The sequence below is a fragment of the Solwaraspora sp. WMMD937 genome, assembly GCF_029581175.1.
In the GTDB taxonomy this organism is placed as follows: Bacteria; Actinomycetota; Actinomycetes; order Mycobacteriales; family Micromonosporaceae; genus Micromonospora_E.
Genome location: NZ_CP120738.1, coordinates 5,220,807 through 5,241,824 on the forward strand (window position 1 = coordinate 5,220,807; position 21,018 = coordinate 5,241,824).

Sequence of the window (21,018 nt, forward strand, 5' to 3'; positions counted from 1 at the left end):
CGTGGCTACTGAGTGGACAAGGTCAAGCCACATGGACATCGGGTCGCGCGGGGCAACTGGTCATCTACGTCGAACGGCGTTGGGCGGCGTACCCTTCGGACATAAACTCGGAGGCCATCGGCAGGCACATGTCCACGGTCGTAACGCTCGGCGACCTCACCGCGATGATCACTGTGTACGAGTCTCATCGATACGAAACCAGCCCTGCCGGTCCGCTCTCGATCTGCCGCCACCTGGGTACGCTCATGTGATCATCACGACCCGGTTCATGGCAGGTGTCCCGGCGCCCAGGCTCGTCGGACTGTGCATCCCTAATCGAGGCGGCGCGGGCGTCGGCCGGATCCCCGACCCGGTTGTGTGGAGCAAGCCGCAGTCCGACGCCGTCTGGCTGCCGGTCGCAGACGTACTGCTCGTCGGAGATCACGTCACCCGACACAGAAGGCAATTGTCCTCAACACGAGACCGGACGAGCACGACCCCGACTGATCGTCAACGATCGATGAATGCCGCCGTTGCCAGGCGGGCCCGGACCAGTCAGATTTCGCCGAGGTCGACCTCGACGGGGAAGGGCACGGTCAGCTTTACGAGGCCCGTGAAGATCTCGTCGTCGCGGTAGCGGCCCGTTGCCGGGTCGAGCACGTACGTGTAGACGATAGGAGCGCCAGTGACTGCCTGCTCTACACGCCAGTAGAACTGAATCCCGGACCTCGCGTACTGATTTGCCTTGACGATCCGATCGGTCGTCTCCGAACCAGGCGAGACCACCTCGACGACTAGAAGGACATGCTCTGGTCGGGTCGGCGTGACGTCGATGGTATCGGCCTGGTAGACCGTCACATCCGGACGACGGTTGTTCAGCGGCACGTCCTGAAGCCGGACGTCGAAATCAGTGTCAGCGTTCCAGTCCGGCCCCGCAGCAGCGTCCAAGGCGTTCGCCAGAATTCTGGCCAGGCGGTTGTGTCGCTTTGAGGCGCTCGGGCTCACGAGGACCATCCCATCAACGATCTCAATGCCCGCGCACTGTTCTTCTGTCCACGTCGCGTACTGCTCGGCCGTAACCTGCTCATGCATCCAGGCCGGCGCGACCATCTCGGCAGTCATACCCACCTCCTAGTCGCGGCTAGCACCCCGAAGATACCGTAGCGACGCAGACAGTCCCCACCCTATGCCTTTTGCCCAAGTCGCCAGATCAGCCGGCAGCGACCACCAAGCAGACCTCGCGCCAGAGCACACCGACTGTCACCAGTGGCAGCGACTGCCATAACCGCCATACGCTGTAGCGACAGCTCGGTTGGGTGTGCAGGCTCGCGACGTGGGGGGCGGGTGCGGAACGTGCTGGAACAGGACAGACCACGCTCGTCAACGGGCGCTTCACGCGAGGAGATCGTGCAGCGCGTTCGCGGGATGATCAAGCGCGAGCAGCTCCGCCCCGGCGAGCGCCTCGGCTCGGAGCGCGGGCTGTGCGCGGCGCTGGGGGTCGACCGCTCGCCGCTGCGTGCCGCCTTGGAGGTGCTTGAGCGGTGCGGTGAGATCCGGCGCACGATGGGCCGCCTCGGCGGCGTCTTCGTCAGTGACGGCAAGGTGACCCGACACCTGAACACGATCCAGGGTGTCCCGGACATGCTCCGGCAGCAGGGCCTCCGGCACGACACCAGCCTGCTCCGGGCGGAGGTGGGCACCCCTGACAGGCTGGAGTGCCGCCAGCTGCGCCTGGCCGAGCGGGACCCGGTGATCCGGCTGACCCGGCGACGCGATGCCGCAGGCGTCCCGCTGTCCCTGGACAGCATGACGATTCCCGCTCGGCTGCTGCCCGGGTGGACCCGACTCGATTTTCGGTAAGTGTCTACGAGATCCTTCGCTGCGAGTACGGGATCGAGCCGGCGCGGGCGGCGGAGACGATCGAGCTGGGCGCCGCGACCGACGCGCAGGCCCGGATCCTCCAGGTGCCGGTCGGTGCCCCGCTGTTCGACATCCGTCGCCTCACTGTCGATACGGCGGACCGCCCGATAGAGCTGTCGCGTGACCTGTTCCGCGCCGACCGGACCCGGATCTCACTCGAACGCCTGGGTACGAACTGGAAGCGCGCGGTCCGCCCGAGGTAACCGGTCCGGTCGTACGCCCGGAAGCGCCCAGACGCGCGGCAGGGCGGGGCTCGCACCTGACGAAAGCCCCGCCCGCGCCGCTCCTCGTCAGGCGAAGAATTTGACGAACGCGGTCGTGTCGGCGTAGTACTCGGTCAGTGTCGCGATCTTCCCGTCGGCGAAGTCGTAGCGTTCGATGATGGAGGTACGCCAGCCGTCCGGGTAGCCTTCGCGGGGCGAGAACTCGATGTCGTAGTAGTGCAGCACCGTGTCCCCGTTCTCGAAGTACTGGGAGTTGCTCGCCGCGAACTGGATGCCCGTACGGACAGCCATGTCGGCGGCACCGCGACGCCACGTGTTCCACCCGTCGATTCCGACGAGGCGGCCGAAGAGGCTGTCGGGTTCGGCGAGGACCGACTCATCGGTGATGTAGTCCGGCAGCTTGGCCAGGAACGTCGGCTCATCGAGAATCGTGGACTCGATGAACTCGCTGTACTCCTTGATGAACTCGACGTACGTACTCATGGGTCTTCTTCCTTCTGTCGCGGATGGTTGGCGAGGTTGACAGGTGACGGGGCAAGGTCAGGCGCCGGAGGCGGTCAGCGCGCCGTCGAGCGCTTCGATCAGCTGTGGGATGTCCGAGGCGGCGAACGGCAGCGGCGGGCGGAGTTTCAGTACGTTGTTCGCCGGGCCGCACACGCTGGTCAGCACCCGCCGGGCGCGAAGCTCCTCGATGACGTCGAGCGCCAGGCCGGTCGCCGGCCCGCGGGTGGTGCCGTCGGGGACAAGTTCGACCCCGGTGTACAGGCCGACTCCGCGTACGTCGCCGATCGCGGGGTGCGTACCGGCGAGTTCCCGCAGGCCGGCGCGCAGTGACTCACCGGTGACCAGGGCGTGTGACTGCAGTTCGTCGTCCCGGATGACGTCGAGTACGGCCTGCGCCGCGGCGATCGCGACCGGGTTGCCGCCGAAGGTGTTGAAGTAGGGGCGGGTGCCGGCGAACGGGGCGAGGACCTCGGACCGGGCCGCCACAGCGGCGATCGGGAAGCCGTTGCCCATCGGTTTGCCGGTGGTGACGATGTCCGGATCGAGCCCGTGCCGCTGGTGGCCCCAGAACGACTCACCGGTCCGAGCGAAACCGGGCTGGACCTCGTCGGCGATGACGACGCCGCCGCGCTCACGGACCAGCTCGACCGCCGCCCGGATCATGCCCGGATCGCCGGGGTAGATGCCGTCCGACGAGAACGACGTGTCGAGGATCAGGCCGGCGCGGCGGTCCCCGGACGATTCGATGTCGTCGATCGCCGCCCGGACCGAGGCGAGGAAGGCCGCGCCGGCGGCGTCCGACGAGCCGTACCGGTCCTTCGCGTCCCTGCGGCGCGGCGACGACGCGCCCGGCTGGGTACGCGACGGTGTCGTCGCCGCCTGGGGTCTCGGTGCGGACGTGGCCGTCCGCCTCATCGTGCTGTCGGAGAACGTCACGTTCCGGGTGGACGTGGCCGGCCGCCCGACGCTGGTGGTCCGCCTGGCCCGGCCCAGCTACGCCACCAGCGCCGCGCACCTGCGCTCGGAGCTGATGTGGATCGAGGCGCTGCGCCGCGACGTCGGTCTGTCGACGCCGACGCCGGTGCCCGGGGCCGACGGCGACCTGCTGCAGCCCATCCGAGACGAGGCAGGGGGCACGTGGAGTGTTGTGGCGTTCGAGTTCGTCGCCGGGACGGTGCTGGAGGACCGGGACGACATTCCCCGCTGGTTCCAGGAGATCGGGGCGGTCACCGCGGTCCTGCACCGGCATGCCCGGCAGTGGACCCCACCGGCCGGTTTCGGGCGGTTCACCTGGGTGCTCGCCGACCTTGTCGGCCCGACGGCCCGGTGGGGCGACTGGCGTCGCGCCGAACTGTCCGCGACGCAGCGGAGCGTTCTCGAACGGGCCGAGGCGCGGGCCTGCGACATCCTCGCCGACCGGACCGGCTCACGCGATCCGGCCGAGAGCGTCGGGCTCATCCACGCCGATCTGCGTCCCTCGAACGCCATGACGCACTCGGACGCCATGACCAACGCGGATGCGCTGACCGTCATCGATTTCGACGACTGCGGGTACGGCTACTACCTCTACGATTTCGGGCCGCGTTGACGTTCTACGAGCATCGTGCGGAGGCCCGCGAGATGGCGGCGCGGTGGCTGGCCGGCTATCAGGAGCACGTACCGCTGCACGCCGCCGACCTCGACGTGGCCTGCGCCCTGTCGATGCTGCGCCGGCTCACCATGCTGGGCTGGGCCACCACTCATCGCGAGGACGCGTTGCCGGCGGATCTGTGGGCGGAGAACCAGCCCGGCACGGTGGAGGTCGCCGCCCGCTATCTCGCCGACCCGCTGTGGCTGGTACGCCCCTGACGACAGTTGGTACGTAACGGCGAAGGCTGGTACGTCCCTGACGACGGCCCGTTCCGCGCGGAGCGTGGGCCGCCCGGTCCGGTGACCCGGTCGGGCGGCCCCACAAACTGTCCACGGCGCGCGACTTCAGCCGACCGCCACGGCGTCACCGAGGATGACGGTCTTGGTCTCCAGGTACGCCCGGATGCCTTCCCGGACACCTTCGCGCCCGATACCGGACTGCTTGAAGCCGCCGAAGGCGATGCCGAAGGCGGGTTTGAAGCCGTTCTGCCCGACCGTGCCGCTGCGCAACTGCCGGGCCACGGCGAGGGCCCGGTCGGTGTCCGGGGTGAACACGGCGGCGTTGAGGCCGTAGATGGAGTCGTTCGCCAGCCGTACGGCGTCCTTCTCGTCCTGCGCCGGGATCACGCTCAGGACCGGCCCGAAGATTCCCTCCTGGGCGATCACCGACGAGTTGTCGACGTTGCCGAACACCGTCGGCTCGACGAATCAGCCCCGGTCGAGTTCCTTCGGCCGGCCGCCGCCAGCGGCGAGGGTGGCTCCGCTCGCGACGCCCTTTGGCGACGTACCCTTCGACCCGTTCCCGCTGGGCAGCGGACGCCAGCGGCCCCCATCTGCGTCTGGGGGTCGAACGGCGAGCCGACCCGGACCTCCCGGAAGACGGCGGCGATGGCCTCGACCGACTGACAGCCCTGGCCGATCACGTCAGCCGTAGGATCTTCGGTGCGCGGGACATTCACGCGACACGGTACCTAGCCGCGCTCAGAGGTGGTCGAAGTAGCGTGTGAACCACGTGGCCGGGTATGTCGGGTATGCGCGCCGCAAGGCATCGCTCGTGCCGTCGTAGGGACGCGACAAGGCGTCCTCCAACAGGACTACATAGCCATGATTGGTCAGGATCTCCAGAACCTTCCGCCAGTCTGCATACGCGACGAGAATCCGCGTCTCCTCATCGTCGTAGACCCCGGGACGTTCGGCACCGAGCAGAGCCAGCCCACCGAAGTTGCTCACCCGAACGAAGATCTCGGTTTCCGTGGCCGTCGCGAACGCCGGGATCTCCAACTGCCCGAGATAGCTGGCGTCCTGGACGTTCATGCCAGCGTCGACCGGGCAGACACAACCGAAGCGAGCCTCCACAGCGGCGACAAGCGCCGCGAACCGAGCCTGCTCAGCCGTGTAGTCAAACCCGGCCGGCCGCTCCAGGTGCACCGGATCATCCAGCTGCCGTAGCAGCGAATCGATCTCGTCGCGACCGCTCAACGTCATGTTCTCACCCTGTCGGGCTGTCACCGTTACCCCAACTCGCTTTGCGCCAAGCCCATTCTTCATTTCTCGCCATTTATCAAGTAGCAGGAAATATGTCGGAGCACCCGCGACCGCCCGGAACAGATAGAGTGCAACCATAGACAGTAGGAAAAACCCAAACGCCCTACCAATAATTCGAGAACATCCATAGAGAAGACCGAGTATTTCAGGAACCGGTTTACCGTAACCACATTCGGCCCGCTCCAGGTCATGGCACGCCTCGTTGAGGGCGACGACTTTTCCTATCTGCCCTGGACCGACAATGGAACGACCTACGGCAGCCTCGACGCTTTGCTCACCTTCTCGCTCGACCCTGATCCGGCAGACCCACCAGTAGCCCAGCCCATGAGTGCTGACCGGACCTATCCGACGACATTCCTCGACGCTCGCTTGGACGGGCCGCTCGGTCGGGCCGTACGGACGAATTGAACCGGTGCCCGGGTAGAAGGAAACAGCCGTGAGGTAAATGAGCGAAAACACGTACGCCACAGCGAGGGTGACGACCGCGAAGAACAACAGGCGGAGCCGGTACAGCACTGGTCCGTACCGCTGCCAGATCAAGATCTCGCGCGATCGAGCGTCACGTTCGGCCTTGTCCAGATCCTGTCTGTCGCTCAGCAAGAACCCTCTCTCCGGTCTACTGTCAACGGGTCCGGAGGTGGTCCTGGCTCCGTAGGTGCTCCGCGAACGCTTCCTGGCTACCCAGCGCGACGTAGATCGCGTTGCGGTAGGCGACCGAAGCCCACAGGTGCAGCTCGACGTCGTCGATGCGGCCGAACGGCTCGGCCAGCGCCTTGCGTTGCCGCCGGTTGAGCACCCGCTCCGGGTGGTCGAGCAGCTCGCCGGTGCGGCGCAGCCTGGCGAGGAAGACGTTCACCGCCGTCTCGTATCCGCCGCCAAGGGCGCCGAGCAGGCCGAACTCGAAGACGTGCAGCGCCGCCTCGGACTGCCAGTAGCCGGACGGCTTTCCGGGGCCGACGGGTACGGTGTGGACGTTCATCGTGTGGCGGGCCTCGAACAGCAGCAGGACGCCACGGCCGCGTCGACTCAACGGCGCGCTCCCGGTCGGCAGCCGCAGCGTACGGACCGGTTCGCCGGACGCCACGTCGAAGGACCCGCCGGAGGTCGGAAACCGGCCCGTCGTCGGCTCGGGGAGCAGGCAGGCGAAGCGGTGATACAGCTGCCCGACCAGGCTGGCACCGACCAGCTTTCCAAGTGCGGCACCCAGCAGGTCGAGCAGCGTGCTGGTGCTGCTGAGCTCGCCGGGCCGCAACGCGAGGACCATGGCGTCCGACACCGGCAGGGCGAGTGGGCATCGGGCCAGGAACGCCCCGGTCGCCTCGGTCTCGGCCCGCCCGCCGGCGACCTCGTCGGCGGCGTCGCGCCAGTCCCGGGCCACGGCGAGCCGGGCCGCGACGTCGCGGACGGCCGCCTCCGGCTCGGGATACCGCTGCTGTACGGCCAGCGGCAGCGGGTCGGCCATCGTGAGCGGGTCGCCGCAGTCGACGGGGTCGGTTGACCGGTGGGCGGCGCAGTCGGCCGGCGTGTGCGGGTCACCGTCGGCGGCGTGGCAGTCGCCGGCCAGCTAGTCGACGGGTCCCACGAGCGCCGGCCGAACGCCAGCGACGGCAGCCGCCCGGTGGACAGCACCGCCTCATACTGGGACTTGGACCGGGCGAAGCGCTGCGTGTCGAGCGGCAGCACCGGTGCCAGCCGTGCGACGCCATCGATGATCGCGAAGTGCGGGCAGGCCGGTCCGGTCGGGTCGACGACCCGGTAGCGGCGGGGGTGGTCGACGCCCGGCTGCTCCCACTGCACCCAGATCCGGCCACCGGCTTCCAGGTTGAGATAGAGATAGGTCGACGCGTTGCGCTGCCGGGTTACCGCGACCAGCTCGTCAACGAGCTCCGCAGTGGTAACGGTGCGCGCCTCGCCGTCGGCCATCCGGATCGCCTCTCGCACCGGCTCCTGTGTACAGCCCAGATGCTATCGGCGATGGTCAACCTTGGACGGCACCGGCGACTCGGTCAGGTCTGAGTGGGGAAGCCGAGGTTGACGCCGCCGTGGCGGGGGTCGAGCCAGCGGCTGGTCACCACCTTGCCCCGGGTGAAGAAGTGCACCCCGTCGCGGCCGTGGGCGTGGCTGTCGCCGAACAGCGACGCCTTCCAACCGCCGAACGAGTAGTACGCCATCGGCACCGGGATCGGCACGTTGATGCCGACCATCCCGACCTCCACCTCGTGCTGGAAGCGCCGGGCGGCACCGCCGTCGTTGGTGAAGATCGCCGTACCGTTGCCGTAGGGGTTGGCGTTGACCAGCTCCAACGCGGCGTCATACGAGTCGACCCGCAGCACCGACAGCACCGGGCCGAAGATCTCGTCGGTGTAGACCGACATCTCCGGCGTCACCTGGTCCAGCAGGGTCGGGCCGAGCCAGAAACCGGCGGCGTCGCCGTCGACCGGCACGCCCCGCCCGTCGACGACGATCTTCGCGCCGTCGGCGGCACCGGCGGCCACGTACCCGGCGACCCGGTCGCGGTGCGCGCCGGTGATCAGCGGCCCCATGTCGCAGCCGGGCCGGCGGCCGTCCCCGGTACGGATCTTCCCGAGCCGTTCGACGATCCGGGCGACCAGGTCGTCGCCGACCGGCTCCACCGCCACCAGGGCGGAGATCGCCATGCACCGCTCCCCCGCCGAGCCGAAGCCGGCGTTGACCGCCGCGTCGGCGGCCAGGTCGAGGTCGGCGTCGGGCAGCACCACCATGTGGTTCTTCGCCCCGCCGAGGGCCTGCACCCGTTTGCCGGCGGCGGTGCCCCGCTGGTAGACGTGCCGGGCCACCGGGGTGGAGCCGACGAACGACACCGCCCGTACGCCCGGATGGTCCAGCAACGCGTCAACGGCCTCACGGTCGCCGTGCACCACGTTGCAGACCCCGGGCGGCAGGCCCGCCTCGGTGAACCACTGCGCGAGCAGCACCGCCGCCGACGGGTCCTTCTCGGACGGTTTGACCACGACGGCGTTGCCACAGGCGACGGCGATCGGCACGAACCACAGCGGCACCATCGCCGGGAAGTTGAACGGTGAGATCACCGCGACCACGCCGAGCGGCTGACGCAGACTGTACGAGTCGACCTCGGTGGAGACGTTCTCGCTGAAGCCGCCGGTCAGCAGCGATGGGATGCCGCAGGCGTACTCGACGACCTCCAGGCCGCGTTGCACCTCGCCGGCGGCGTCGGCGAGGACCTTGCCGTGCTCGGCGGTGATCACCGCGGCCAGTTCGTCGCGCCGGGCGTTGATGATCTCCCGGAAGGCGAACAGCACACTGGTGCGCCGCGCCAGCGACACGTCCCGCCAGTCGCGGGCGGCCCGCGCCGCGACCTGCACGACGGCGTCGACCTGCGCTGCCGTGGCGAACCCGACGGTGGCGGCGACCTGCCCGGTCGCCGGGTCGAACACCTCACCGTGCCGTCCGTCGCCGCCGGCTTCCACCACGGCGGTACGGGCACCGTCGACGAAATGCGGGATCCGGTTCACGCCGCAGCTCCTTCCACAACGGAGGCCGACACCGACGCGATCGCGTCGACCAGGATCGCCAGCCCTTCCCGGGCCTCGTCGTCGGTGAGCGTCAACGGTGGGCCCATCCGCAGCACGTTGCCGTACAGGCCGCCCTTGCCGACCAGCAGGCCGCCGGCCCGGCAGGCCTCGAACACCGCGGTGGTCGCCGCCGGGTCCGGGTCGCGGGTGCCGGGGCGGACGAACTCGACGGCCAGCATCAGGCCCTTGCCGCGCACCTCGCCGACGATCGGATGCGCGGCGGCCGCCCCGGTCAGCCCGGTACGCAGCAGCTCACCGGTGCGGGCGGCGTTGGTCTGCAGGTCATGGTCGCGCAGGTAGTCGAGGACGGCGACCCCGGCGGCCGTACTGACCGGGTTGCCGCCGAAGGTCGAGAACGAGATCGCTGGTACGCAGTTGAGCACGTCGGCGCGGCCGACGACGCCGGCCAGGGCGAAGCCGTTGCCGATGCCCTTGGCGAAGGTGAGCAGGTCCGGCACGACGCCGTGCGCCTGGTAGCCCCAGAAGTGTTCGCCGGTGCGCCCCCAGCCGGTCTGCACCTCGTCGGAGATCAGCAGGATGCCGGACTCGTCGAGGACCTTCTTCCATTCGCCGAGCAGCCCGTCGGGGCCGTGCACGAAGCCGCCGACGCCCTGGATCGGTTCGGCGATCAGGCAGGCGACGTCACCGGCGGTCTGGGTGGCCAGCACCTCGCGCAGATCTTCGACGGCGGCGTCGAGCTGGGCGTCGGGGCCGAGCCGGGCCAGCAGGCCGCGCAGCCGGTCACCGGAGTGCAGCCAGGCGACCTGCAGCGGGTTGAGTGCGCTCGCCGACCAGCTGCGGTGCCCGGTGATGCCCATCGTGGCGTACGACCGGCCGTGGTAGCTGTTGCGCACGGCCAGGATCTGATGCGACCGGCGGTAGTTGGTGGCGGCCAGCAGGGCCGCCTCGTTGGCTTCGGTGCCGGAGTTGGTGAAGAAGACCCGGGCGTCGGCGATGCCGGACAGCGCGGCGATCCGTTCGGCCAGCTCCACCTGGTGGCGGATCAGGTAGAGGGTGGAGGTGTGCACCACGCCGGTGGCGAGCTGACGCTGCACCGCTTCGCGGATCTCCGGAATGTCGTAGCCGATCATGTTGGTCAGCACGCCGCCGAAGAAGTCCAGGTAACTGCGGCCGTCGGCGGTGGTGACCCGCCGGCCGGAGCCGGCGACGATCTCCAGCGGTTCGGCGTAGTAGAGCGGCATCCAGTCGGGCATTACGGCCCGGTGCCGGGTGAGCAGGTCGTCGGCGGTCATCTGCGGCACCACGCTCCCTGGGTCGTCGATGGGAGCACCTTCCCACCGGGACCGGACAAGGAGCAACTGCCATCGTGTAGCGGCCGGCCCGGCTCGGCCTGACACTCCGTCGCCCGACGGCCCCGGACGGCCTGCGCGGGTTGTCAGTCGTCCGAGGTGGTCGCTCCCGTCTCCGCCCCCGCCTGCGCCTGCGGGTCGCCGGAGCGTTGCCGCGACGAGCGCACCCACAGCCACACACCGGTCAGGCCACTCGTCACCGCAGCGACGGCGACCACCGCCTCCACCACCAACGGGAAGTCGCTGAACGAGGACATCCGCTGCATCACCAGCCCGGCGAAGGCGACGGCGAACAGCAGACAGGCGATTACCCGGTCACGAATCATGCCGTCCTATATAGCACCCGACGCGAAATTCAGCCGGTCCGGCCCACCTGTTACCAGGGAATGCACCGGTTGGCTTCAGCCGTTGCGGGCCGCGGCCGCCAGGAACTCGGCCACCGCCCCGTCGGTCAGGTCGTCGCGCAGCAGCTCGTCGGCCAGCGCCGGACCGATGGTGAACGACGGCACGCCGGCCGCTGCCAGCCGTACCAGGTCGTCGACCGACTTGATGCTCGCCACCAGGGTCTGCGTCGGGCCGCCGGCGAGAATCCGGTGCATGGTCTGGATCTGCGCCAGACCGTCGCGGCCGGCGGCGGTCATCCGCCCCAGGTACGGGGCGATGTACCGGGCACCCGCCGCCGCGGCGAGCACCGCCTGCGCGGCGTGGTAGACGGCGGTGATCAGCACCGGCACCTGCTGGTCGGCGAGCCGGCGGGTGGCGGTGAGGCCGGACCGGGTGGCCGGCACCTTCACCACCACCCGGTCGCTGAGTTCACGCAGCCGCAGCCCTTCGGTGACGATGCCGTCCGGGTCCTCGGCGAGGGTCTGCGCGAACACGGTGCCGGCGCCGGCGGCGACCGCCCAGTCGTGCAGTGCGGGCAGGTCGGTCTGGCCCAGCCCGGCCCGGTCCAGCAGCAACGGGTTGGTGGTCACGCCGGCGAACAGCCCGGTGGCGAGCAGCGGGGCCAGGGCGGCCCGGTCGGCGGAGTCGAGATACAGCAGGGTCACGCGAAGTCCTCAAGGTTGTCAACGGGCGGGTCGGCGGATGGGTCAACGGGTGAGTCGAGGCCGTCCCAGTCGGCCAGCCGGGCGTACCGGTCGCGGACGTCCGGCCGGGCCGGGGTCCGGGGTTCGGTGACGGTCAGGGTGGCCGGCCGCCAGGCGTCGCGGACCTGACGCACGTCGGTACCGGCCAGCACCGCCGACGCCTGCAGGCAGGCACCCCGGGCGGTCGCCTCCGGCGCGTCACAGGTGCGCACCGGTGTGCCCAGCAGGTCGGCGAGGACCTGCCGGTACGCGGCCGAGCGGGCGGCGCCGCCGGTGACCAGCACGTCGCCGTCGGCCGGGGCACCGGCAGTACGTAGCCGTTCGTGCCCGCGTACCAGGGCCAGCAGCACGCCCTCGACGGCGGCCAACGCCAGTTCCTCGCGGGTGGTGGCGGTGGTCAGCCCGGCCAGCGCGCCGCGCGCCCGGGGCCGGTCCGGGGAGCGTTCGCCGTCGAGGAACGCGGCGAGCACCGGCCGGTCCGGGTTGTCCGGAGCGCCCAGCGCGAGCCGGGCCAGCTCGTCGTGGTCGACGCCGAGCAGCCGGGCGAACGTGTCGGTCACCTTGGCGCAGTTGAGCACCGACACCAGCGGCAGATAGCCGCCGGCCGCGTCGGCGACGCCGTTGACCCAGCCGCTGGCGTCGTGCACCGGATCCTCGGTGGTGGTCAGCACCACTCCGGAGGTGCCGAGGCTGTAGACCACCTCGCCGGAGCGGATACCCAGGCCGAGGGCACCCGCGTGCTGGTCGCCGGCGCCCGGCCCGACGACCACGTCCGGCCGCAGCCCGAGCTGGCGTGCCACGTCCGGGATCAGGGTGCCGGCCGGTTCGGCGGGGCCGAGCACGGTGGGCAGCATGGTGGCCCAGTCGAGGTCCGCGTCGACGAACCGGGTCAGCAGGTCGGTCCGCCACCGCCGCTCGTGCGCGGCGTAGTAGGCGGTGCCGGCGGCCTCCGACCGGTCGGTCACCGTCCGGCCGGTGAGCCGGTAGGTCAGGTAGTCGTGCGGCAGCAGTACGGTGGCCAGCCGGCGCAGCAGCTGCGGTTCGTGCTCGGCCACCCAGGCCAGCTTGGTGATGGTGAACGCGGCCGTCGGCACCGAGCCGACCGCCTCCGCCCAGCCGGCCGCGCCCAGCTCGGCCACCAGCGCCGCCGCCTGCGGGGCCGAGGTGGTGTCGTTCCACAGTTTGACGTCGCGCAGCACCTGTCCGGCGGCGTCCAGCATGACCAGTCCGTGGCACTGCCCGGCCACGCTGATCGCGCCGATCGACGCCGGGGGCACCGGGGTGCCACGGGTCGCCGCGTCAGCGAGGGCGGCCGGCAGCGCCGTGACGAACGCCGTCCACCAGGTGGTGGCCGGCTGCTCGGACACCGGCGGGAAGGTGGGCGGGTGCGGGGCCCGGCCACTGCCCAGCAGCGTGCCGTCGACGGCGTCGCGCAGCTCGACGGTGCACGACTGGGTGGAGCTGTCCACTCCGGCGACGACCGGCATGTCAGTTACCTCCGGCACCGGCGTCGGCCTCGCCGTCGTCGGTGCCGGTACCGCGTCGGCCGGCGTCGGCTGCGGCGGTCAGGCCGGGCAGGGCGGCCGGCAGTTCGGTGATCTTGCCGACGGCGCCGGCCGGATGGGTCTCCAGCACCTGGTCCCAGCCGTAGCCGCTGCGGCGCATCAGCACGTACGCCAGGGCGTCACCCCACACCGACACCGCCAAGGTGCTGCCCATCGCGATCACCCCGCCCGGGTCGGCCTGATCGTCGTCGGCCAGCACCACGGCCAGGTCGGCGAGCCGGCCCAGGGTGGAGTCCGGCGCGGAGGTGAGTACGACGATCGGCACGTCGCGGCGGCGTACCCGTTCGGCCAGGTCGCTCAGCTCGGCGGTCTCGCCGCCGTGTGAGATCGCGATGAGGATGTCACCGCCGACGATCGCCCCCATCGAGCCGTGCAGGGCGTCCATCGGCGACATGTACAGCGCCGGGGTGCCGCAGACCGACAGCAGGTGGGCCATCCGGCGGGCCACCGAGCCCGAGGTGCCGGATCCGGTGACGAACACCTTGCCGGTGCAGTCGGCCAGCAGGTCGACCGCGCGCAGGAACGTCTCGCCGAGTTGGTCGGCGACGGCGAGCACCCCCGCTGCCTCGCGTCGGATGGCGGCCTGGCCGGCCAGCAGCGCTTCGGCCGGAGCGTCGACTGTCATCGTGTTTCCTCGTTCTCTCGTTTCAACGGTTCATCAGGCGGCGGCCGGCGGGTCGTCAGGCGGCCCGGCGGGTCGTCAGGCGGCTTCCCACGCCGCCTGGCGCAGCGCCTGCGGGGTGAGGTCCCGGGCCGGCAGCAGCTCGCCGGTGGACCGGCCGTGGACGATCACCGCGACGTCGTCGGCGATCTCACAGATCTCGTCCTCCTCGCTGGACACCACGATCACGGTGAGCCCGTCGCGGTGTGCGAGTTCCCGCACCATGCGGTGGATCTCCGCCTTGACGCCCAGGTCGACGCCCTTGGTGGGTTCGTCGAGCAGCAGCACCTGCGGGCGTTGCGCCAACGCCCGGGCGAGCAGCACCTTCTGCTGGTTGCCGCCGGACAGCCGCACCACCGGCGCCGACCGGTCCCCCCGTACGTGCAGCTTCTCCAGCAGGGCGGTGGCGTCGCGGCGCATCCGCTGGTGGTCGAGCAGCCCGAACCGGCGGTAGCGGGACAGCACCGGCAGGGCGACGTTCATCACCGAGTCGAGTTCCGGGACGATCCCGTCGCTCTTGCGTTCCTCGGTCACGTACACCACGCCGGCCCGCTGCGCCGGCCCGGGGCCGCGCGGCCGGTAGCGACGTCCGTGCAGGGTGATGGTGCCGGACCGGACCGGGTCCAGCCCGACGAGGGTACGCAGCAGCTCGGTGCGCCCGGACCCGACCAGGCCGTAGATGCCGAGCACCCGGCCCTTGCCGGCGTGCAGGGTGACGTCGTCCAGCACCGGGGTACGCAGGTTGCGTACCGCGAGGCCGACGTCGTCACCGGTCCCGCCGCGAGACCGGCGACGGTCGGCGCCGGTCGCGGAGCCGGTCCGCGTCTCGGAGCCGGTCTCGGTGCCGGCGATGGCCCTGACCACCTCCTCGCGGGGGACCTCGTCCACCGCGCCGTCGATCCGGACCCGGCCGTCGACCAGGGCGACCACCCGGTTCGCGACCGCGTACAGCTCCTCCATCTTGTGGTCGACGAGCAGCACCCCGACCCGCTGGTCACGGACCAGGTCGCGGACCGTGTCGAGGAACCTCTCGACCTGCCCGCCCTCCAGGCTGGTGGTCGGCTCGTCGAGCAGCAGGTAGCTGACGTCGCGGTGGATCGCGATGGCGATCTCCAGCAGTTGCCGGGTGGCGACCGGGTAGTCGCCGAGGCGGCGGTCCACGTCGACCGCCAACCCGAACCGGTCGACCAGGTTCTGGGCCTCCTGCCGCATCGCTCTGCGCCGCAGCAGCCCGGCGGTGACCCGTTCGTCGCCGAGGAACGCGTTCTGCGTGACCGTGAGGTTGGGCAGCAGGGACAGTTCCTGGTAGACGGCGGCCACCCCGGCCCGGCGGGCGTCGGCCGGCGAGCCGAAGTGCTGCACCCGCCCGTCGACCCGGATGGTGCCGCCGTCCGGGCGGATCGCCCCGGCGATGCTCCTGAGCAGGGTGGACTTGCCGGCCCCGTTGTGACCGACCAGCCCGACCACGTCGCCGGGCCGTACGGCGACGGTGACCCCGTGCAGCACCGGCACGTTGGCGAATCGTTTGACGATGCCCCGTGCCTCGATGCCTGGTGCCGGGGTCACCGCCGTCGTCGGCTTGCTGGACATCTCAGCCGACCTCGCCCGGGGCCGGGGTCTCGCCGGTGGTGAACATCTTCAGCGGACGCAGGATCTCTGCCTCCGGGGTGCCGCCGTCGGCCCAGTCACGGACCTGCTGCACGACGCGGCGGCCGTAGTCCTCGGGCTCCTGGGCGACGCAGGCGGCGTACTGCTCGGTCAGCGGCTCCTCGGCGGCGCAGAACCCGTACACCTTGACGTCCTTGCCCTGCACGGCCTGCAACGCGCCGTACGCGGCCGGTCCGGTGTTGGCGTAGATCACGTCGAGGTCCGGGTTGCCGGAGAGCATCTCGGTGGCTGCCTTGAGGCTGTCGTCGGGCTTGACGTTGCCGTCGACCTTGGCCACGATCTCGGCGTTGGGGTTGGCGGCGATGGCTTGCTCGAAGCCCTCGTCGCGCAGCAGCGTCGGCACCTCGTCGGGTTCGGTGACGAAGCCGATCTTCAGTTCGGCGTCGGCGCCGAGGTCCGCCAGGACCTGCTCGGCGGTCTGGGTGCCGCCGGCGACGTTGTCGGCGCCGAGGTACTGCACGATGCTCGCGCCCTGGTCGGTGAGGGCTTCCTCGGAGACGGTGACGTTGACGGTGAACACCGGCACCCCGGCGTCGTTGGCGGCCTTGACGATCGCCGCCGCGGGCTCGGACTTCACCGCGTTGAGCGCCAGCGCGCAGGGGTTCTTCTGCAGCATGGCCTGGACCTGGGCGAGTTGGGCGGCGTCGTCGTCGTTGGCGATCTGCACCTCGACGTCGAAGCCCTGCGCCTCGCCCTCCTCCTCGAAGCCGCGCTTCATCGCCACGTAGTACGGGTTGGTCAGGTTGGGCAGCGCGACGGCGAGGTAGGGGTTCTCCTCGTCGCAGGCGGCCGGACGGGCGTCGGCGTCGGCCTGGTCGGCAGGCTGGCCGGTGCCGGTGTCGACGGCTCCGCCGCAGGCGGACAGGGCCAGGGCGGTGCCGAGGGCACCGACGGACAGCATCATCTTGCGGTGCATCGAAATTCCTTCCATTGGTGACGGGTGTGCCGGTGCGGGTGAGGCATCAGGTGGCGGTGGTGGCGGCTGCGGCCCCGGTGGACGTGCCGTGTCCGGCCGCCGCCGGCCCGCCGGTCGGCTGCCCCGGCCCGCCACCCGGCTCGGGTGCGTCAGGGGCGTTGCCGCGTCGCAGCAGGCTGCGGCGGATCAGTTCGCCGAGCGAGGTGTTCCGCCGGTAGGTGTCGACGGTGACGCCGGCCAGGATGATCAGCCCGATGACCAGTGGCTGCCAGTAGCTCTGCACGCCGACGACGTTCATGCCGTTGGACACCGTGGCGATCAGGACCGCGCCGAACAGGGCGCCGGGCATGCTGCCGATGCCGCCGAAGAGGCTGACCCCGCCGACGACGGCCGCGGCGATGGAGTAGAACAGTTCGTTGCCGGATCCGGCGCTGGGGTAGCCGACCATCAGCCGACTGGTGGTGATGAGCCCGCCCATGGCCGCGCAGACCCCGCTGATCGCGTACACGAAGATCGTCACCCGGCCGATCCGCACGCCGGCGAGCCGGCTGGTGGCGGCGTTGCCGCCGACGGCGTAGACGTGCACCCCGGTCGGGGTGAGCCGCAGCAGGGCGGTGAAGAGCAGGGCGGCGACGGCGACCAGCACGACCGGCATCGGTACGCCGAACAGCCCGCCCCGGCCGATGATGGCGAACAGCGGGTCCTTGACGGAGACGGAGCTGGCACCGGTGAGGATGAGCGGGATGCTCGCCGCGACACCGAAGGTGGCGAAGGTCACGATGAACGGCGGCAGGTGAAGAAAGTGCACGCAGGCGCCGTTGAACACGCCGACGAGCGCGCCGACCGTGATCGCGGCCAGGGCGGCGAGCCACCAGGGGAGGCCGTTGCTCATCAGCAGGGCGGCGGTCATCCCGGTCAGGGCCACGTTGGAGCCGGTGGACAGGTCGATCCCGCCGGTCAGCAGGACGAACGCCTGCCCCATGGCGAGAAAGGCGATCACGGCACCGTTGAGCAGCAGCAGCTGCGCGTTGTCGAATGTCCGGAATGTCGGCGACAGGGCACTGAAGGCGAGCCCGACCAGCACCACCACAGCCATAATGCCGGCTTCGTCAGGTATGCGCCGCTTCACGACGGGCCTCCTTGCAAAACTGCGGGGGATGGATTGGCAATCCTGCTCATACGAGCACTAGACTGCGCTCATACGTGAACACTAGGTCACGTGACGAGCAATCGACAAGAGGATGAAACAAAAATGAGCGCTGGCGATGCTCAAATGAGCACCGAGAGCTTGACGCCCACCGAGCGGTGGCTCCTCGTGACGGTCGCCCGTCGCTTCTACCTTGAGGACCGCAGCAAGGTGGAGATCGCGAAGGAGCTGGGCCTGTCCCGTTTCAAGGTGGCCCGACTGCTGGAACAGGCCGTCGCCACCGGTGTCGTGACCATCACCCTGCACGACAGCGGCACCGTCGATCCGGCCCTGTCCGCCCGTCTCGCCGAGCACCTCGGGCTGCGCGAGGCGCTCGTCGTCGAGGCCGCCGGTGGTGAGGCCGAGGTCCGCAAGCAGATCGGCCTGACCGCGGCCGGCCTGCTCAGTGACAGCGTCGGCGCCGGCGAGGTGCTCGGCCTGGCCTGGGGCCGCACGCTGAGCGCGATGACCCAGTCACTACCGGCCCTGCCCCCGGTGTCGGTGGTGCAGCTGACCGGCGCCATCGGCAGCAACCTCGACGAGTCACCGGTGGAGATCGTCCGCAAGGTCGCGGTCAGCTCCGGTGGCTCTGCCCACCCGATCTTCGCCCCGCTGGTCGTCGACGACCCGGCCGCCGCCACGGTGCTGCGCCGCCAACCCGACGTCGCCCGCGCGCTGCGCATGTTCGACGACGTCACCACCGCGGTCGTCTCCGTCGGCTCGTGGGACCCACCGAACACCCAGCTCATCCCGGCGATCTCCGCCGAGGAGGTGAGCGGCCTGCGGGCCCAGGGCGTCCGTGCCGACATCGCCTCGATCCTGGTGACCGAGGACGGCACGATCGTCACCTCCGACTTCGCCGCCCGCTGCATTTCGGTCACCCCGGAGCAGATGCGCCGCTTCCCCCGGGTCATCGCTGTGGCCGGCGGCGCCGACAAGGCGGGCGCGGTGGCGGCGGTGGCCCGCGCCGGTCTGATCACCGGCCTGGTCACTGAACGGGCGTTGGCCGAGGCGGTACTCGGCGCCGAGGGCGTCGCGCCGGCTGTGCCGGCACAGACAACCCAGTCGGACCGGCCGGCGCAGCAGGCGAAGGGGATTCGGGCGTGACGGGGGTGCCACGGGTGGCCGGCTCGCTCTGGTCTGCCGACCGCGCCCGGGTCGGCGAGGAGGCGGCCCGGCTGGCCGACGCCGGCCTGCGACATGTGCACTGGGACGTCACCGACGGGGACTTCGCCCTGGCCGGCGGGTTCGAACCGGCCCAGGCCGAGGCGCTGACCGCGTCGACGGGGGTGGTGGCCGAGGCGCACCTGATGGTGCGCCGACCGCTGCGCCACGTCGACGCCTGGACCGGGTTCTGCGACGTGGTCACCGTGCACGTCGAGGCAGACGCCTGGCAGGCCGCCGTCGACCGCATCGTGCGACGGGGCCGTATCCCCGCCGTCGCCGTGTCGCCGGACACCGCTATGTCCACCATCGACTCCCTGCCGGCGTCGGTCGGTGTGCTGGTCATGTGCGTCGAGCCGGGCAACGCCGGCGGCGCCTTCCGGCCCCGCTCGGTGCAGCGGGTCCGCGCCGAGCGCGGCCGGCCGCTGCTCGGGGTGGACGGCGCGGTCACCGCCGCCCGCGCCGCTGAACTGGCCGGCGCCGGCGCGACCTGGGTGGTCAGCGGCACCGACCTGTTGCGCGCCCCCGACCCGGCGGCCTGGCTGACAGCGGTGCGAGCCGGCGACGGACGGCCGACCGGGTGAGGGCCGCACCAGGCGCCCCCACCACCGGCCGGCGGGTCATCGGGCCCCGGATCAAGGGCACAGGCTGGGGCTAGTATGTCTGGTCGGTGAGCTGTGGAGGAGGTACGGGTGGAAAGCGACGAATTGCGACGTTACACCGCGTTTACCTTCCCTAGTCTGGAATTCGACCCGGTGACCGGGGTGGCCGAGCTGGGCTACACGCTCACCGGCGACGACAGCGCGGAGCTGACCTTCGTCGAACGGATCACCTTCCCCATGCCCGAGGGCGGTACCCCACCGCCGAGCGGGCCCGGGTCGACGTTCCGTCGGGTCCTGGAGCTGCTGCACCTGGTCGCCGGGGTCAGCTACTACAAAGCGGCGGCTCCACCGTCGCTGGTGGCGCCCGCGCCGCTGGGGCCTGAGGCGGTCGCGCTGGTCACCGCCGTCTACACCAAGGGCCTGGCCGAGTACGCGTACCGCAACGGTCTGCCGCACGTGCTCGAGTTGGCCCCCGTCGTGCCGGACGGGGTGCCGGCGCCGCCGCAGCCGATTGCCGCCGCCGACCGGCGACCGCTGTCGGCGGTCGGCGGCGGCAAGGACTCGATCGTCACCCTGGAGGCGCTGCGCCGAGCCGGGTTCGACCCGGTGCCGTTCTCGGTCAACCCGAACCCGGTGATCGTCGCGGTCAACGCGGCCTCCGGGCTGCCGGCGCTGGCCGCCCGCCGGGCGTTGGACCCGCGGCTGTTCGACCTCAACGCTGCCGGTGCGTACAACGGCCATGTTCCGGTTACCGCCGTCAACTCGCTGATCGCGGTCGGTACGGCGGTGCTGCACGGCCTCGGGCCGGTGGTGATGTCCAACGAGCGGTCCGCCTCGGACCCGAACCTGGTCTGGAACGGTCACGAGATCAACCACCAGTGGTCCAAAGGCGTCGAGGCCGAAGGATTACTGCGGGCCGCACTGCACGGCCACGCCGGGCTGACCGAGCCGTACTTCTCGCTGCTGCGGACCCTGTCCGAGCTGCACATCGCGAAGCTGTACGCCCGTTCGACCGGCTACGACCCGGTGGTGACCAGCTGCAACGCGGCGTTCAAGCTGCGCGACCGCAGCGAACGCTGGTGCGGGGCGTGCCCGAAATGCCGGTTCGTTTTCCTGGCGTTCGCGCCGTTCATGTCGCGGGACCGGCTGGTCGGCATCTTCGGCGTCGACCTGCTCGCCGATCCGGCCCAGTCGGCCGGCTACCGGGAGCTGCTCGGCCTCGACGGGCACAAGCCGTTCGAGTGTGTCGGTGAGGTCGAGGAGTCTCTCGTCGCGTTGCGGATGCTCGCCGGGTCGCCGCAGTGGCGCGGCACCCCGCTGGTACGGGAGCTGATGGCGGCGGTGCCGGAACAGGCCTGGCCGGCGGTCGACGCCTCCGACGTACTACTGCCCGGCGGGCCGCACCACGTGCCGGCGGCGTACGCGGAGGTCCTCAGCGCGTTGGCCTGAGATCCGGTTCGGGGCGGAGCCGGACGTGCGATGGAC

General features: G+C 70.7%; 22 protein-coding genes and 1 pseudogene. 8 read left to right on the forward strand and 15 right to left on the reverse strand.

Translation table 11 applies throughout. The features are described 5' to 3' along the window. Positions 1–534 precede the first annotated feature (534 nt). Positions 535–1,101: a Uma2 family endonuclease gene (locus O7621_RS22980; protein ID WP_282231177.1), complete on the reverse strand. Its 567-nt coding sequence runs from the start codon at positions 1,099–1,101 to the stop codon at positions 535–537. Between the two features lie 285 nt (positions 1,102–1,386). On the opposite strand from O7621_RS22980, the pseudogene O7621_RS22985 reads away from it, so the two are divergent. Both O7621_RS22985 and O7621_RS22990 read left to right on the forward strand, forming a co-directional pair. After that, positions 1,387–1,725 (forward strand): annotated as a pseudogene (locus O7621_RS22985) (GntR family transcriptional regulator); the annotation flags it as partial. After that, a complete protein-coding gene (locus O7621_RS22990) occupies positions 1,695–2,102 on the forward strand; it encodes a GntR family transcriptional regulator (RefSeq protein WP_282231178.1) in 408 nt (135 codons plus the stop codon). The pseudogene O7621_RS22985 and the gene O7621_RS22990, both read left to right, overlap by 31 nt. Before the next feature lie 87 nt (positions 2,103–2,189). Here the strand turns inward: O7621_RS22990 and O7621_RS22995 are convergent, their stop codons facing one another. Further along, positions 2,190–2,606, reverse strand: coding sequence for a hypothetical protein (locus O7621_RS22995; RefSeq protein ID WP_282231179.1), 417 nt, complete (start codon positions 2,604–2,606; stop codon positions 2,190–2,192). Between the two features lie 57 nt (positions 2,607–2,663). Continuing rightward, on the reverse strand, positions 2,664–3,542 hold the full coding sequence (locus O7621_RS23000) for an aminotransferase class III-fold pyridoxal phosphate-dependent enzyme (protein WP_282231180.1): 879 nt from the start codon (positions 3,540–3,542) through the stop codon (positions 2,664–2,666). On the opposite strand from O7621_RS23000, the gene O7621_RS23005 reads away from it, so the two are divergent. Next, the gene (locus O7621_RS23005) at positions 3,526–4,215 is read left to right on the forward strand and encodes a phosphotransferase (RefSeq protein WP_282231181.1); all 690 of its coding nucleotides are present in this window, start codon (positions 3,526–3,528) and stop codon (positions 4,213–4,215) included. The two genes, O7621_RS23000 and O7621_RS23005, sit on opposite strands and share 17 nt — an antisense overlap. After that, a complete protein-coding gene (locus O7621_RS23010; protein WP_282231182.1) occupies positions 4,212–4,475 on the forward strand; it encodes a hypothetical protein in 264 nt (87 codons plus the stop codon). Before O7621_RS23005 ends, O7621_RS23010 begins: the two co-directional genes overlap by 4 nt. A 126-nt stretch (positions 4,476–4,601) precedes the next feature. Here O7621_RS23010 and O7621_RS23015 read toward each other — a convergent pair whose 3' ends face one another. From O7621_RS23015 to O7621_RS23025, 3 genes are all read right to left on the reverse strand, one after another. Next, positions 4,602–4,949 (reverse strand): aldehyde dehydrogenase family protein, encoded by a 348-nt coding sequence (locus tag O7621_RS23015; protein ID WP_282231183.1) that lies wholly within the window; start codon positions 4,947–4,949, stop codon positions 4,602–4,604. A gap of 288 nt (positions 4,950–5,237) precedes the next feature. Beyond that, positions 5,238–6,401, reverse strand: a complete 1,164-nt coding sequence (locus O7621_RS23020) for a DUF6346 domain-containing protein (protein WP_282231184.1) — start codon at positions 6,399–6,401, stop codon at positions 5,238–5,240. 22 nt (positions 6,402–6,423) lie between these two features. Further along, positions 6,424–7,263: a hypothetical protein gene (locus tag O7621_RS23025; protein WP_282231185.1), complete on the reverse strand. Its 840-nt coding sequence runs from the start codon at positions 7,261–7,263 to the stop codon at positions 6,424–6,426. Positions 7,264–7,347: 84 nt separating this feature from the next. On the opposite strand from O7621_RS23025, the gene O7621_RS23030 reads away from it, so the two are divergent. Beyond that, positions 7,348–7,560 (forward strand): hypothetical protein, encoded by a 213-nt coding sequence (locus O7621_RS23030; RefSeq protein WP_282231186.1) that lies wholly within the window; start codon positions 7,348–7,350, stop codon positions 7,558–7,560. 247 nt (positions 7,561–7,807) lie between these two features. Here the strand turns inward: O7621_RS23030 and O7621_RS23035 are convergent, their stop codons facing one another. The 9 genes from O7621_RS23035 to O7621_RS23075 form a co-directional block, all read right to left on the reverse strand. Next, positions 7,808–9,304 (reverse strand): CoA-acylating methylmalonate-semialdehyde dehydrogenase, encoded by a 1,497-nt coding sequence (locus O7621_RS23035; protein WP_282234694.1) that lies wholly within the window; start codon positions 9,302–9,304, stop codon positions 7,808–7,810. A gap of 5 nt (positions 9,305–9,309) precedes the next feature. Continuing rightward, positions 9,310–10,626, reverse strand: a complete 1,317-nt coding sequence (locus O7621_RS23040; RefSeq protein ID WP_282231187.1) for an aminotransferase class III-fold pyridoxal phosphate-dependent enzyme — start codon at positions 10,624–10,626, stop codon at positions 9,310–9,312. 143 nt (positions 10,627–10,769) lie between these two features. Further along, positions 10,770–11,009, reverse strand: coding sequence for a hypothetical protein (locus O7621_RS23045; RefSeq protein WP_282231188.1), 240 nt, complete (start codon positions 11,007–11,009; stop codon positions 10,770–10,772). A 75-nt stretch (positions 11,010–11,084) separates the two neighbouring features. Continuing rightward, positions 11,085–11,732: a transaldolase family protein gene (locus O7621_RS23050; protein ID WP_282231189.1), complete on the reverse strand. Its 648-nt coding sequence runs from the start codon at positions 11,730–11,732 to the stop codon at positions 11,085–11,087. After that, the gene (gene xylB / locus O7621_RS23055) at positions 11,729–13,258 is read right to left on the reverse strand and encodes a xylulokinase (RefSeq protein ID WP_282231190.1); all 1,530 of its coding nucleotides are present in this window, start codon (positions 13,256–13,258) and stop codon (positions 11,729–11,731) included. Before xylB ends, O7621_RS23050 begins: the two co-directional genes overlap by 4 nt. Position 13,259: 1 nt before the next feature. Then, positions 13,260–13,961 (reverse strand): SIS domain-containing protein, encoded by a 702-nt coding sequence (locus O7621_RS23060; protein ID WP_282231191.1) that lies wholly within the window; start codon positions 13,959–13,961, stop codon positions 13,260–13,262. Between the two features lie 75 nt (positions 13,962–14,036). Continuing rightward, positions 14,037–15,587, reverse strand: coding sequence for a sugar ABC transporter ATP-binding protein (locus tag O7621_RS23065; RefSeq protein ID WP_282231192.1), 1,551 nt, complete (start codon positions 15,585–15,587; stop codon positions 14,037–14,039). Between the two features lies 1 nt (position 15,588). Next, on the reverse strand, positions 15,589–16,581 hold the full coding sequence (locus O7621_RS23070) for a substrate-binding domain-containing protein (protein ID WP_282231193.1): 993 nt from the start codon (positions 16,579–16,581) through the stop codon (positions 15,589–15,591). A gap of 46 nt (positions 16,582–16,627) precedes the next feature. Then, positions 16,628–17,710 (reverse strand): ABC transporter permease, encoded by a 1,083-nt coding sequence (locus tag O7621_RS23075; protein WP_282231194.1) that lies wholly within the window; start codon positions 17,708–17,710, stop codon positions 16,628–16,630. Positions 17,711–17,854: 144 nt separating this feature from the next. Between O7621_RS23075 and O7621_RS23080 the strand changes: the two genes are divergently transcribed. The 3 genes from O7621_RS23080 (at position 17,855) to O7621_RS23090 (ending at position 20,982) form a co-directional block, all read left to right on the forward strand. Next, positions 17,855–18,874, forward strand: coding sequence for a sugar-binding domain-containing protein (locus O7621_RS23080; RefSeq protein WP_282231195.1), 1,020 nt, complete (start codon positions 17,855–17,857; stop codon positions 18,872–18,874). After that, positions 18,871–19,515, forward strand: coding sequence for a hypothetical protein (locus O7621_RS23085; protein WP_282231196.1), 645 nt, complete (start codon positions 18,871–18,873; stop codon positions 19,513–19,515). Before O7621_RS23080 ends, O7621_RS23085 begins: the two co-directional genes overlap by 4 nt. A 108-nt stretch (positions 19,516–19,623) precedes the next feature. Continuing rightward, on the forward strand, positions 19,624–20,982 hold the full coding sequence (locus tag O7621_RS23090; RefSeq protein ID WP_282231197.1) for a hypothetical protein: 1,359 nt from the start codon (positions 19,624–19,626) through the stop codon (positions 20,980–20,982). Positions 20,983–21,018 lie beyond the last annotated feature (36 nt).

Bases quoted from the DNA above. Each gene is read 5' to 3' on its own strand.
- O7621_RS22980 (WP_282231177.1), bottom strand. From the start codon at position 1,101: ATGACTGCCGAGATGGTCGCGCCGGCCTGGATGCATGAGCAGGTTACG.
- O7621_RS22995 (WP_282231179.1), bottom strand. From the start codon at position 2,606: ATGAGTACGTACGTCGAGTTCATCAAGGAGTACAGCGAGTTCATCGAG.
- O7621_RS23000 (WP_282231180.1), bottom strand. From the start codon at position 3,542: ATGAGGCGGACGGCCACGTCCGCACCGAGACCCCAGGCGGCGACGACA.
- O7621_RS23025 (WP_282231185.1), bottom strand. From the start codon at position 7,263: ATGGCCGACCCGCTGCCGCTGGCCGTACAGCAGCGGTATCCCGAGCCG.
- O7621_RS23040 (WP_282231187.1), bottom strand. From the start codon at position 10,626: ATGACCGCCGACGACCTGCTCACCCGGCACCGGGCCGTAATGCCCGAC.
- O7621_RS23045 (WP_282231188.1), bottom strand. From the start codon at position 11,009: ATGATTCGTGACCGGGTAATCGCCTGTCTGCTGTTCGCCGTCGCCTTC.
- xylB (WP_282231190.1), bottom strand. From the start codon at position 13,258: ATGCCGGTCGTCGCCGGAGTGGACAGCTCCACCCAGTCGTGCACCGTC.
- O7621_RS23060 (WP_282231191.1), bottom strand. From the start codon at position 13,961: ATGACAGTCGACGCTCCGGCCGAAGCGCTGCTGGCCGGCCAGGCCGCC.
- O7621_RS23065 (WP_282231192.1), bottom strand. From the start codon at position 15,587: ATGTCCAGCAAGCCGACGACGGCGGTGACCCCGGCACCAGGCATCGAG.
- O7621_RS23070 (WP_282231193.1), bottom strand. From the start codon at position 16,581: ATGCACCGCAAGATGATGCTGTCCGTCGGTGCCCTCGGCACCGCCCTG.
- O7621_RS23080 (WP_282231195.1), top strand. From the start codon at position 17,855: ATGAGCACCGAGAGCTTGACGCCCACCGAGCGGTGGCTCCTCGTGACG.